This is a genomic window from Alkalihalobacillus alcalophilus ATCC 27647 = CGMCC 1.3604, assembly GCF_000292245.2.
Lineage (GTDB): Bacteria > Bacillota > Bacilli > Bacillales > Bacillaceae_D > Alkalihalobacillus > Alkalihalobacillus alcalophilus.
The window spans coordinates 1-13,325 of sequence record NZ_ALPT02000101.1 but is presented as its reverse complement, the minus strand read 5'-3'; the positions used below and the strand labels follow the sequence as shown (position 1 = coordinate 13,325).

Sequence of the window (13,325 nt, the reverse complement as noted above, 5' to 3'; positions counted from 1 at the left end):
TCACAACTGTAGGGGAAACTGAGAGAATAAACGTCTAATAGGTAGACAGTGAGAAGGGGGGAGAGCGGCTCTATATGGATGAGTTAGTAAAAAAGGCTCAGCAGGGCGATGAGTGGGCGTTTCGACAAATTGTTGAAGAGCATCGAGCTCATGTGATTCGTGCGATTATGCCTGTAATCAAAAATGTTAAAGATGCCGAAGAGTTAGCTCAAGATGTTTTTGTCCGCGTGTTTTATGCTCTCCCCCAGTATGAAGCTCGCGGGTTTAAGACATGGATTACGCGAATTGCTGTCAATATGGCTATCGATGAAAAACGGAAACGAGCGAGGCGGAAAGAAGAGGCTCTAGGTGATTGGGAAGGCACGACAACGAGCAATCAAATCGAAGAGCAACTGATTAAAAAAGAAACAAAACGAATTGTACTTGAAAAGATGGAGTCTGTTCCTGAAAATTATCGCAATGTATTAATTGCTTTTTACATAGAAGAAAAAAGCTATCAAGAAATTGCCAATGAGCAGAAGGTGGAAGTGAAAACGGTGGAAACGAAACTTTACCGAGCGAGGAAATGGGTTAAAGACAGATGGAAGGAGGATGAGTTTCGATGAGTCATAATCGATTTACAGAAGAAGATTGGATTCTGTATATAAATGGTGAGGTAACAATAGCAATGGAAGAAACGATGGAGGAGCATCTCTATACGTGTGACGAATGCTTGGGTGTTTATATGGTGGCATTAGAAAAGATTGACGTTGCGACAAGTGAGCCAGCCGTATTTGTTGATGTTGTGATGGAAAAAGTCGAGCCACTAGCAAAAGCAGAGCAACGGCTGCATATGAAAGATATCAGAGTAGAGAGTCGTAGCCAAATGAATGAGCTGCTTGAATTACCGGAAGTGGCAAATGGAGAGAATCAACCAATTCATAGAAAACCATCAAAAGCGAAGCCGAAAAAGAAACAAACTCTCCTTCATTATGTGTTAGCAGCCTCGCTCACTTTTATCTTAATGACTTCCGGTATATTTGAAGAAATTGCCTTTGGTTCTGACCATCTTGAGAGTATACATGAAGAGGAATCACCACGTAGCGATGAAGAGACACCTCTACCAGTTTCGGAGCGTGTATTAGATAAAATTACGTTAGTATTTGATAAAATGACAAACGCAGAAAGGGGCGGTCATCATGAATAGAAATAATTTAGTAGCATTCTTTTTAGCCTTTATCCCAGGTGGGAGCTTCTTTTACTTAAGAAGACCTATTATGGCGTTAATATATGTAATGCCGTTTACGATTCTTTTTTCATTTGGGATAATAATGGTTTTTGATCTTGGCTATATTGCAGGAGAAGCCCTAATTGCTTTCTTTTTAGCGATGTGTGTATGGTTCGTTCAATTTATTCATTCTGTTATTAATGTACTAAGGAATCAAAGTTATGAACCAACAGAAGGGGAGGTCCAACAAAAAACAGATGATAGTGAACGACTGTTTATTACGTTTATGTCACTCATTCCCGGACTTGGCCATATGCAGCTTGGTTTAATGAACCGCGGATTAACGTTAATGGTTGCCTTCTTTGGTTTAATCACAATGGTTATTTTTACAACGGTTCTTACCGGACAAGGTGTGTTTATTGTCTTCTTAGGATTGCTGCCAATTATTTGGATTTTTAACCTATTTGATGTCATTCAATTTGTGAATAAAAAGGGCAAAGGCGAAGAACTTGTGGACCGCTCGATTTTAGAGGATATAGAAGCGAACCGAATTGGGCGCAAAAGTAAACCAATTGCGATGCTATTTGCGATTTTCCCAGGGGCTGGTCATTTATATTTAGGCCTGCAACGACGTGGATTACAGCTCATGGCCCTGTTTTTAATCGGCTTATTTTTAATGGATTTATTACGTTTGACGATGTTTCTTTTCTTAATTCCAATTATTTGGTTTTATAGCTTTTTTGATGCCTTACAAAAGGTGGCTCAATACGATGAAAATTTAAAGGATGTCCCGATTTTTACAGCCTTTCAGAATTACCAAAAGTGGATTGGGATTGGAGCGATTTTACTTGGTGGTTATTATTTATTTGATCAAGTACTAATTCATGCATTAGCTCCAACATTTGAACAACATTTTGGAATGGATTTACGGTTTTGGTTTTATAATTATTTCCAAACATTTATCGTCTGCACATTATTAATTGCAGCAGGAGTATATTTGCTTTCTGGTTCAAAAAAACAAGAGAAAAAGGATAGAGAAGGGGAGTCTGAGATTTGAAAACTTGGAGAGTTGGCTCATTTTCAATGGGCATTACCTTAATATTACTTGGAGTCGTTTTAGTAGCATCAAACTGGCTAAATGTAAGTATGTATGACTTATTTATGTCATGGTGGCCGTTTTTACTGATCATTGTCGGGACGGAAATGCTCGTCTATTTGAAAAAAAGAGATGATGAGGATGCACGGATTAAATATGATTTCCTCAGTATTTTCTTCGTTGGAATCATCGGAACGATTGCGTTGAGCTTTATGTTTTTATCGGTGTCAGGTCTAATGGAGGAATTCCGTTATTCGATCGGTCATAAAACAGAAACAACTCAAAATTTACCTTCATACTCTGAGGAAGTGGCAGGGAGGTACGAGCGAGTCGTTGTTGAAGCCGATGGCCAGGATTTAAATATTGAAGCATCAGAGCATGATGCTGTAGAAGTGTTCGGAACTTATCAGACCATTAATGAAGAAATGGTCGTTACAAAAATCGAGGATTATTTACAAACACATATTAAAGGAGGCACGCTTTACATATCGTTAAAGGCGTTACCGACTGTGAAAGGTTTATACAATTATCAACCAGAAGTACGGCCGACACTTTTAATTCCAAATGAATTGGAATTAGAAGTACGCGGTCAAAATTATAACGGAAAAATCAAATTGTATCCAAGTGATTTATCTGCGGATTGGGTGATTCAGTATGAAGGACTTATTGAGACATATGTGAGTGAACAAAGTGACGTGCTTTTAGAGGGCGAGCAGCTTTTGGTCGACAACGCTCACTTGGAAGAAACAACTTACAAAATTGGAGACGGCAAAAACCGGATCAGCTTCATCGCGGGCAACTCGATTATGGTCTATACCCAGCCATAAAAATTGGCTTTTTTATCCCCTTTATTTTCCTGTAATTTGTTTGAGCACTCTTTGACTTTGAGCTGTATTCTTACAATTTCCCCAGACCTATTATGAGTACTGTAATAGCTAAGGATGCTGGACTTGGCACAATCAACAATCATGACAAATTATCGAATCTATTGTGTGAAATTTGTTGTTTGGCTCCATTTTGATGTAAAATAGTCTTTAGTGAACTTATTACAATATGTGGAACAAAGAAACTTGGCTCCTGGTCAGGTCTTCGAAGCGTGGGAAAATGACGATGTGTTAAAAGCATAAAATGATGAATGGACTCATACAATGACAACACATTTAGACTTGTACTGTTAAGAGAAAATAGGGGGATATTTATGAAACGAGCACGTCTGATCTATAATCCAACTTCAGGTCGTGAACAAATCCGAAAAAGTTTAGCCTATGTCTTAGAGCGTTTAGAAACTGCGGGCTATGAAACATCGGCGCATGCGACAACAGGAGAAGGCTGTGCGAAACGAGCAGCAGAGAAAGCAGCAAAAAATGGATATGACCTTGTGATCGCAGCTGGCGGTGACGGTACCATTTTTGAAGTAATCAATGGTTTGGCTCATTTAAAGGAAAGGCCGATGATCGGCTTAATCCCTGCTGGAACAACAAATGATTTTGCAAGGGCTTTAGGTATTCCAAAAGATATTGAAAAGGCATGTGACGTATTATGCGGCGATCATATTGAACCAATTGATATTGGGAAAGTGAATGATAAATATTTTATTAATATTGCCGCAGCAGGAGCTTTGACGGAATTAACCTATGAAGTTCCAAGTAAGATGAAAACAATGGTTGGACAATTGGCTTATTATATAAAAGGGTTGGAAATGCTGCCGCAAATCAAACCAACATTTGTTCGAATTGAGTATGATGGTAAGCTTTTTGAAGGCGATATCATGATGTTTCTTGTTTCTAATACGAACTCGGTTGGAGGCTTTGAGAAGCTGGCTCCAGATGCATCTCTACAAGACGGAATGTTTGACTTTATTATTGTTAAAAAAACAAGCTTTCCAGAATTTTTAACTTTGGCGGGATTGGCGTTAAGAGGAGAACATCTCAACCATTCAAAAGTGCTATATGTACAGGCAAACCGTATCAAGGTTTTTGTTGAAGATGAGGATATGAAATTGAATTTAGATGGGGAACATGGCGGGAAGTTACCTGCTGAATTCGTCAACCTGTATCAGCACTTTCAAATGCTCACACCAAAGGAACGGAAAAATAAGCATTAAACTAGAACAAGCATCCTGATCGTCTAGACTTATGGGGATGCTTGTTTGTTTTATTGATAGGCGTAAAGGTATTTATTCTCATTTATAAAATATGTTAATATGTACATATAATCACACTTGAAGGAGTGCCACGTTATGACAAATCATTATGCTGATCTTGATAAAGAAACGTTGTTTATCGTATCCCAAACTTTTAAGGCTCTTGGTGATCCGACACGGATAAGAATTTTACATCTTTTAGCGGCAAAGGAATGTTCGGTAGGGGAGATTGTGGAACAGTTGGCCTTGGGACAATCAACCGTTTCCCATCAATTACGTTTTCTGAAAAATTTACGACTTGTTAAATCACGTAGAGTAGGTACATCTATGTTTTATTCTCCGGAAGATGAACATGTATTGGAAATTCTTGAGAAAACGATTCAACACTCCATTCATGATTAGGAATGTTTTAGAGCTCTAGTTGATTTTTAAGACTATATTTCTAGAGGGAAGTATGTTATTATCAATATATGAATATGTGTTCATATATTGATAATAAGTGAAGGAGTGGTAAAATGGCTCATCATCACGGTCATCATCATGCGACAGGTCAGGCAAATAAGAAAAATTTAGTTATCGCAATGATCATTATTGGAAGTTGGATGTTTATTCAATTTCTCGGGGGACTTTGGACAGGAAGCTTAGCTCTTTTAGCTGATGCGGTTCATATGTTTAATGATTTTTCTAACTTATTCATCAGTTTAATAGCAATTATTTTAGCTGCAAAAGCGGCCACTCATAAACGTACTTTCGGTAATCATCGCTATGAAGTGTTATCTTCTTTGTTTAATAGTGTGGCATTGTTAGTTATTGCTGCATTTGTGATTCGTGAAGCGATTGGTAGACTAATGTCACCTCAAGAAGTCATGGGTGGAGCTATGATGCTAATAGCTTTCATCGGTCTTTTAGCTAATATTGGAGCTATGTTTGCTCTCATGCGAGGAGATGTGAAGGATAATCTTAATATGCGTGGTGCTTACTTGCATGTCCTTAGTGATACATTAGGATCTGTCGCTGCAATAATTGCTGGGATTATTATTTATTTCACTGGTTGGTATATGGCGGACCCTATTTTAAGTATAATCATTGCTTTAATGATTGCTTCTTCAGGCTTTCGCTTATTAAAGGATACTGTGCACGTACTTTTAGAGGGCACTCCTGCTAGTATCAATGTTGAAGAGGTAGAGAATGCCTTTATGGAAATTGAAGGGGTCATAAATGTACATGATTTGCATATTTGGACGATTACATCCGGCATTAATAGTTTGACAGCACATCTTGTTATTGATCCCTCGTACTCAGAAGAACATCATGAAATTTTGTTGCAAGCGAATCATTATATTAGAGATAAGCTCCATATTGAACATAGTACGATTCAAATTGAAAAAGAAGACTTAAGAGAATACGAACATCCAAGTATATAAAAGGATGATAAAGACGATAAAAGGTAGGAGGCTTTCTAGGTTCAGATTTTTCCTAAAGAGCACGATCATACAAGTTAAGGAGAGAAATCTCCGGCGGCATGATTAGTTTATATACTGTAATAAGGGACGATACATTCCACCTAGTGAACTAATCTCTAAAGAATGGAAAAAAGCGTATGCACCCTTCTCTGATATGAAAAGCCGGTAACATTTTACTCATGTAAAATGTTACCGGCTTTCGTTCTATTTATTGGAAACGTAGTGGATGGTGATGAATGGCGTTCTACTCACCGCTCCCGAAAATCATGCTCCGCGTCAATCGCAAGGCGTCGAACTAACTAGTTTCACTAGTGGATTTCGACCCTGCCACTAGATCCCACTGGAGTCTCCGCATGTTTTCGTCCGCTAGGGCACAGGATAATCTTCGTTTTCATCCTTGTAAGTAATAGCATGAAGTGACTAAATCCAAAACGGAGAAATAGAGAACAGAAAAACAACTAAAATATGTTTTTTGGACTCGTTTTCTACTTTCTACAGTTAGTTATGTCCCAGCCTCTTTCCTTTCGATAGGTCTATATTTTTAACTGTTTACTCCGATCCCACTGCACCTAGAGCTTCGAGTGCCATTTGTTTGTATTCGTCTAACCCAGAACTAATGGCGAATTCGGCAATATCAATTGGGTATGTGGAATGCAATTCAATAATATGCTCTTTCATTTTCGGCCAAGTGTAACCACCGGCTTGCTTGTAATAATGGAGCAGCTTATCAAGAGCATCTTCACCAAAAACCATATAATGTGGTAAAAAGTCCTTCGAAAAGTCGGCAACTTGTGCCTCAGTCCAATCGATCATACCTGTAATGGCCCCTTCTTCGTTAATGAGCATATGCCCAACATGGTCATCGCCATGAAGCATCCCTGTTCGCTCTGGCCACATCTCATCGTCGGCAATCCAACTTTGCCAACGAGACCTAAGTTCAGTACTGATAGGGAATTTTTCTTTCACTTTTTGTATTCGTTCTTGCATCGTTGCTCGAATTTGTTCAGGTGATTGAACGATAATCTCACTTGGAAGTTCCGTCTCGCTCAAAGGTAACTTATGCAACTCAGCTAGACAATTGGCTAAAGACTGATGATAACTTTCAGGGACATTGTTTTCATCCAACTCATAAACATAGGCTTTTTTCTCCATATCGATCGTGGCTGCTGGAACACCAGATAATTGCTTATAAGCGATCAATTCTGGCGTGTGAACTTCCCAAATTGGGACCTCAAAAGAAACATGGCGGGCGATATAATCTAACGCGATTTTTTCTGATTTTGTTTTCGGAAAGACGTCTTCTCGACGGGGAATCCGAAGTAGCCACTTTTCGCCTGTCACGGATTCCGCTAAAGCGACTTGAAAATCTAGACCAGATTCGTTTATCTTAATCGTTTCTTCTTTTAATTCAATGCCATTTTGTTTAGCTCTTTTTATTATTTCATGTACTGGAATCGTATTTGTCATTTTAAAACACCTCTTAAAGTAAGTTTAATTTTTGATTTTCAATTTTATATTTTTGATCGGCGACTTGCTTGACGAATGTACGGTCATGGGAAACGAGTAAAACGGTACCTGCGTAGCCTTTAATAAATGCTTCTAAAGCTTGCATACAATTGACATCGAGAAAATTTGTTGGCTCATCCAAGACGAGCACATTGTATCGACCTAGGAAGAGCTGGCACAAAATAAGGCGAATACGCTCACCACCACTTAAGCTACGAACATCTTTTTTAATATCATTACCTGAAAAATTCATCGAATGCAAGGCAGCCCGGATCACTTTTTCTTCGTGAACACTACGTTCCTCGATATAGGAATAGACCGTTTCTTCTTTTTTAAAATGATAGCTTAGCTGGGCGTAATATCCGAATTCGACTTTTGGTGATATCGTCAACCCTTCACCGTTTTGCAAAATATGACGCAGGAGCGTTGACTTACCAGAGCCGTTGTCACCTGTAATCGCGATGGTTTGGCCGAGTGGAAACTGGAAGCTGACGTCATCAAGTAATGTTTTCCCTTTAATCTTAAGTGTTAGACGATCAGCCATCACTGGAAATTTATTGTGAAGTTGCAAGGATGCTGGTTGTGGGAACGATATCGATCGTTCTCGCTCAGGTGCTTCAACGACCTCGAGCTGTTCGACCCTTTGCTCCAAAGCCTTTGCTGCTTTATGAATCGCCTTTTGACTCGTATCCTTTGATTTGGTCATAAACATTAAGTTCGCTTTTGCTTTTGTTTCTTTTTGAGACGTTTTTTTGCTTGCTTGTGTGACTTTTTGAGCCTTTTTCATTTTCTCTTCAGCCGCTTTTAATAAACGATTTTTATCCTTTACATATTTCTCGTGTTGCTCCTGCTGCTGCTCTTTTTCTAGCTTCTTTTGTGCGATATAATCCGAGTAATTCCCTGTATACTCGGTTACTTTCCCATCCTTTACTTCCCAAATTTTATTAACCAGCTCATCTAACACATATCGGTCATGACTGACAAGCAAGAGAGAGCCGTAATAATATTTAAGCTCTTCAATTAAAAATTGGTGCCCGCTCTGGTCCAAGTGGGTCGTTGGTTCATCTAACAATAACCCTTCATAATAAGTGGAAAATAATTGGGCCAGCTTTAAGCGAGTTTGTTCGCCACCACTTAGGTGATTACGTGCCGTTTCAGGAATCGCCAATCGACCAAGCATTTGGTAATCAAAAGTCCCGTCTGTTGGTGGTTCAGTCTGCTCAAAATAACCAAAGTCGACTTGATGATTAACCTTCCCTTTATTTGGGTGCAACTCTCCCTTGATGAGTTTGAGTAATGTACTTTTTCCACTCCCGTTTTGACCCACAATGCCAATCCGGTCAAATTGATAAACCGATAGTTTTGGAATATCGAGAATCACTTTATCTAAAAAAGAGATTTCTATATTCGATAGTTCTAATGTTAATGTTTCCATCATAATCCCTCCCCGTTTTTTTACATGAAAAAAATCACAAGCTTCTGCCTGTGATCGGGAGTAAACGGGTACACCTTTCCTAATTCATGTACACCAAAATGCCACCTATAATCGGTCATTTTTTGGGTTACATGAAAGAGACCTACTTTTCTTGAAGCAAAAAGTAGAACAATTTTTAAACATAAAAAAGAAAGGCAGAACGAGTCGCCTTTCTACAAATAAGCATACAGCGATGCTTAAAATTGAAGATTATTAAAAAAGGACAGACTGCTCCCGTTTACTCTGCTTGCACAAACAGAGCCTTTGATCGTATTAAATTACGAATTCAAAGTTGGGAAACGCAATCTCATTGAATACATTTTTAATAATCCTCCTCCGATTTAAGATAGGACTATTGTAAAACGGGGAATTGAATAAGTCAACGGTTTGAGATAAGGAGGTTACTGAAAACCAGTTGTCATGTGGGTGTGCATAATTCGGGGAGTTGTCGAATTTTAATGTCGTTCACCTTTTATTTGTACTCTAATCCAAGGCGGTCTGGCTTTTCATTACCAATTAAGAGGTATTCGCACCGAAATTTATAAAATGCATATCTTTCATTACTAATCCTGGTTTATTCGCACTCTAATTTTTAGAACTAGTAGGTTCCATTACCAATCCCGTAATATTGGAAATGGAGGAATCAGTGATTTATCTTACCAACTGTCCTTATTTTGTACTGCTTAATCAGCGGATGAGAAGATCGCTTCATTTCGCTATTATTTTGGTTGTGTAATGCGAATCACTTTCATAATAAAGACCACCTTAAGCAATTTTTAGTTTTGAGTGTGAACCTTACTTTCTCAGTGTCGTTAAAAGCTTCCTGACGGTACTCGAAACTTTTTCTTTAGTTGTTGCGTAAAATAAGAAAAGATAGTAAGTGAGGTGGTTTGTATGGAACATATTGTTTATTTTCGTGAGAACTTTTTTTCAAGTGGGTTAACCGATATTATGGATAGCAATGAGCAGAAAATCGGTTCTCTTGATTTAAAGTCTGCTTTTTCAACAAAGGTTTCGATATTAGATGAAAATAAAATAGAAATGATGCGTGGTTTTTTTCGTGGCTTTTCAAGTAAATGGCGAATGGTTGATTATAAAGAGCAAGAACTAGGCTATGTTCAACAACAAATGTGGTCTTGGAACAAGAAGTTTTATTACATCAAGCCAGATGATACTCGTTATCTGATTCAAGCCCCGGCATTTTCCCATTCTTATCAAATTTTGAATGAAGCGGAGCAAGTCGTTGGAGAGTTTGAGCGGATTAGCTCGTTTTTTTCAGCCCCTGCTTTTAAATTAACGAATCGTTCCACGGATTTGTCAACAGAGGAATTAATTTTAGCGATTATTGGCGTTAATTCGATTCAGCGCAGAAATAATGCGGCGGCAAATAGTGGCGGTGCTTAAAGGTTGGAGCCATTTCCTAATAAGGAACAAAATATGCTACAATCACTTATAGCATATAAAAAAGGACGGCAAAAACAATGAAACAAAAAGGATTACCTGTACAAAAAAATGATATCGTTGAAGTTCAAATAGAAGATTTAACCCATGAGGGAGCAGGCGTAGCAAAAATCGATGGCTACGCTTTATTTATCCCAGAAGCGATTCCAGGAGAAAAGATAGAAGCAAAGGTGCTCAAAACGAATAAGGGCTATGGTTTTGCGAAACTTTTAAAGATTATCAAGGCAAGCCCAAATCGTGTGGAACCACCCTGTCCAATCTTTCACCAATGTGGTGGCTGTCAAATTCAGCATTTAAGTTATGAGGCTCAATTGAAGATGAAACAGAAACAAGTACAGGACGTACTTGAGCGCATTGGTGGAATCAAGGATGTTCCTGTCCATCCAACTCTCGGAATGGATGAGCCTTGGCAATATCGCAATAAATCTCAAGTGCCATTTGGAGAAAAAGATGGCGAGCTCATCGCTGGTTTTTATCAAAAACGAAGCCATCGTATTATCGATATGGACAGTTGCATCATTCAACAAAAAGAAAATGATATCGCTGTCCAAGCGGTCAAAGAAATTGCTTCTCGTTACGGGATTCGAGCGTATGATGAAGAAAAACACCGTGGCACTTTACGCCATGTCGTCGTTCGTCAAGGCAAAAAGACAGGAGAATTAATGATTGTCCTCGTCACAAGAGGGAAAGAATTGCCGAATAAGAAGAACATTATCGACGACATTCGCGAAGCATTGCCAGGAGTGACATCAGTTGTGCAAAACATTAACCCAAAACGGACAAACGTCATTTTCGGTGACGAAACAAAAGTGCTTTGGGGTGAAGAATATATCCATGATTATATCGGCGACATCCGTTTTGCGATTTCGGCTCGTTCTTTCTATCAAGTGAATCCTGCTCAGACGAAGGTCTTGTATGACAAAGCCTTAGAATATGCCGATATCAAAGGGCATGAAACGGTGATTGACGCTTACTGTGGAATCGGAACAATCTCCTTATTTTTAGCCCAAAAAGCGAAAAGAGTTCTCGGAGTTGAAATTGTACCTGAAGCCATCAGTGATGCTAAACAAAACGCACGAATCAACGGTTTTGATAATGTCGATTTTGCCGTTGGAGAAGCTGAAAAAGTTATCCCATGGTGGTATGCCCAAGGTGTAAGACCAGATGTTATCGTCGTTGATCCACCACGTAAAGGCTGTGATGACAAGTTACTAGAGACAATTCTAGCAATGAAGCCAGAGCGAGTCGTTTATGTTTCCTGTAACCCTGCTACCCTTGCAAGGGATTTGAAGGTGCTTGAAGAGGGTGGCTATAAGACGAAGGAAGTACAGCCGGTGGATATGTTTCCGCAGAGTACGCATGTGGAAGTGATAGTGAAACTTGTTTTAAAAGATACAGTTAATTAAACTGTACCTAATTAAGAGGAAAAAGAGGGGGAAAGATTGTAATGAATTTTAATCTTTCCTTCCTCAAATACTTCAACCTTGTTAATAAGCCTTTGTAGAACTTGTTTTAGTATGTTTTCATCCTCAATATCCAAGTCTGAAAAGCGTTCTACTTCCTTTTTAAAGGCTTGAAGTTGTTCTGTATTATCTTTTTTTGTTGCTAAAACGGTTTGTAAGTGTGCTTTCCTATTAGCTAATTCCTGAAGTTGAATGGAAATACGTTCACTTTGTTGTTTAAACATCTCAGTTGTCATAGCCCCATCAGCATGTAATGTAAGTAAACTACTTACCTGATTGTTAAACTTATCAACGTTCCTGTCAATCTGCTTTAGTTCCTTAGTTAGAGAGGATTGTAACGAACTAGCTTTCTTCTCAGCTATACCGTATAGTTTTTCAACTTTTACCGTATCTTTTATCATAGCTTTAATATCAGCTTTAACTGCATTAAGCAACAACCTCTCCTCAATAATGTGTGAGGAACAATAGGAGGTAGTATGCTTAACATAGCCCCCACAAACATAAGCCCCATTACGTCTATCAGGTTTGAAGTGCATTCCACTCTTACAGTCTGCACATTGAGCGATATGAGCAAAAAGGCTTTCTTTACCGTTACTCTTGTGCTTACCTTTTTTTCTCATTAACTCTTGAACCGCTTGAAAGTCTTCTTCAGCAATAAGAGCAGGGTGAGCATTCTCTATAATAACTTGTTTTTCAGGCTCTACTAGCTTTCTTTTCTTGTAAAGTTCAGATTTTGCAAGGGTATTTAGTGTTTCTTCTTTACAATGAACTAACTTTCCAACATAAACCTGATTGTTGAGCATACCCTTAATAGTGTTTTGGTGCCACTTCTTACCGTTTTTAGGTGAAGGAGTGCCAATTCTCATAAGATAGTTTGAAATCTTAAACATACCCCAACCTTCAAAAAGGTAAAGTCTAAAAATCTCTTTTACAATGGCAGCCTTGTCCTCGTTTACTTCTAGCTTTTTAGTAAGAGGGTTAATGAAATAACCATAAGGGGCTTGAGGGGCTTTATATTCGCCCTTATTTGCCTTTTCTCTTAGTGATAGTTTAATACGCTCTGACATCTTATTGCTCTCTTCTTCTGCAAGAATAGCCTTTAGGTTGAACATGAACCTACTTTTACTTGTCTCAGTATCATAATCATCCTCAGGTAGTATTAAACGGATACCTTCTTGTTCTAAGTCATCAGCTAAAGACAAACTTTTACTTAGGTTTCTACCTAATCTTGATACTGATTTTGCAATAACGACATCAAACTTTTTTTCTTTAGCGTCATCTAACAAACGATTAATTTCTAGACGGTTCTTAAAACCTGTTCCACTTATTCCGTTATCAATGTAATGTCCAACAATGGTAAAACCATGTTCTTTAGCCATTCGTTCAGCTAAAGAAACTTGATTTTCTAGACTGTTTTTTTGTTCTTCTCTTTTCGTACTTACACGAGCGTAAATTACACATTTCATTATTCAGCCACTCCTTTTATTTTAGGAGTGACATTAGTTCTATCAC

12 protein-coding genes are annotated in these 13,325 nt (G+C 38.4%); 9 read left to right on the top strand and 3 right to left on the bottom strand.

The window, feature by feature from the left end:
• Positions 1–74 precede the first annotated feature (74 nt).
• The 7 genes from BALCAV_RS18705 (at position 75) to BALCAV_RS18675 (ending at position 5,870) form a co-directional block, all read left to right on the top strand.
• A complete protein-coding gene (locus tag BALCAV_RS18705) occupies positions 75–605 on the top strand; it encodes an RNA polymerase sigma factor (RefSeq protein ID WP_003321987.1) in 531 nt (176 codons plus the stop codon).
• Positions 602–1,186 (top strand): anti-sigma factor, encoded by a 585-nt coding sequence (locus tag BALCAV_RS18700; RefSeq protein WP_003321986.1) that lies wholly within the window; start codon positions 602–604, stop codon positions 1,184–1,186. Before BALCAV_RS18705 ends, BALCAV_RS18700 begins: the two co-directional genes overlap by 4 nt.
• Entirely contained in the window at positions 1,179–2,264 is a 1,086-nt protein-coding gene (locus tag BALCAV_RS18695; protein WP_003321985.1) for a hypothetical protein, read from the top strand. Before BALCAV_RS18700 ends, BALCAV_RS18695 begins: the two co-directional genes overlap by 8 nt.
• On the top strand, positions 2,261–3,130 hold the full coding sequence (locus BALCAV_RS18690; protein WP_003321984.1) for a LiaF transmembrane domain-containing protein: 870 nt from the start codon (positions 2,261–2,263) through the stop codon (positions 3,128–3,130). Before BALCAV_RS18695 ends, BALCAV_RS18690 begins: the two co-directional genes overlap by 4 nt.
• A gap of 371 nt (positions 3,131–3,501) precedes the next feature.
• The gene (locus tag BALCAV_RS18685; RefSeq protein ID WP_003321983.1) at positions 3,502–4,407 is read left to right on the top strand and encodes a diacylglycerol kinase; all 906 of its coding nucleotides are present in this window, start codon (positions 3,502–3,504) and stop codon (positions 4,405–4,407) included.
• 135 nt (positions 4,408–4,542) lie between these two features.
• Positions 4,543–4,848: an ArsR/SmtB family transcription factor gene (locus BALCAV_RS18680; protein WP_003321982.1), complete on the top strand. Its 306-nt coding sequence runs from the start codon at positions 4,543–4,545 to the stop codon at positions 4,846–4,848.
• 113 nt (positions 4,849–4,961) lie between these two features.
• Complete coding sequence (locus tag BALCAV_RS18675) at positions 4,962–5,870, top strand: cation diffusion facilitator family transporter (protein ID WP_003321981.1); 909 nt, start codon at positions 4,962–4,964, stop codon at positions 5,868–5,870.
• 588 nt (positions 5,871–6,458) lie between these two features.
• Here the strand turns inward: BALCAV_RS18675 and BALCAV_RS18670 are convergent.
• The gene (locus BALCAV_RS18670; protein WP_003321332.1) at positions 6,459–7,376 is read right to left on the bottom strand and encodes a macrolide 2'-phosphotransferase; all 918 of its coding nucleotides are present in this window, start codon (positions 7,374–7,376) and stop codon (positions 6,459–6,461) included.
• Positions 7,377–7,389: 13 nt separating this feature from the next.
• A complete protein-coding gene (locus BALCAV_RS18665) occupies positions 7,390–8,850 on the bottom strand; it encodes an Msr family ABC-F type ribosomal protection protein (protein ID WP_003321331.1) in 1,461 nt (486 codons plus the stop codon).
• A gap of 933 nt (positions 8,851–9,783) precedes the next feature.
• On the opposite strand from BALCAV_RS18665, the gene BALCAV_RS18660 reads away from it, so the two are divergent.
• Positions 9,784–10,293, top strand: a complete 510-nt coding sequence (locus BALCAV_RS18660; RefSeq protein WP_003321329.1) for an LURP-one-related/scramblase family protein — start codon at positions 9,784–9,786, stop codon at positions 10,291–10,293.
• A 77-nt stretch (positions 10,294–10,370) separates the two neighbouring features.
• A complete protein-coding gene (gene rlmD / locus BALCAV_RS18655) occupies positions 10,371–11,756 on the top strand; it encodes a 23S rRNA (uracil(1939)-C(5))-methyltransferase RlmD (RefSeq protein ID WP_003321328.1) in 1,386 nt (461 codons plus the stop codon).
• An 11-nt stretch (positions 11,757–11,767) separates the two neighbouring features.
• On the opposite strand, the gene BALCAV_RS18650 is transcribed toward rlmD, so the two are convergent.
• Entirely contained in the window at positions 11,768–13,279 is a 1,512-nt protein-coding gene (locus tag BALCAV_RS18650) for a recombinase family protein (protein WP_003321327.1), read from the bottom strand.
• Between the last annotated feature and the right edge of the window lie 46 nt (positions 13,280–13,325).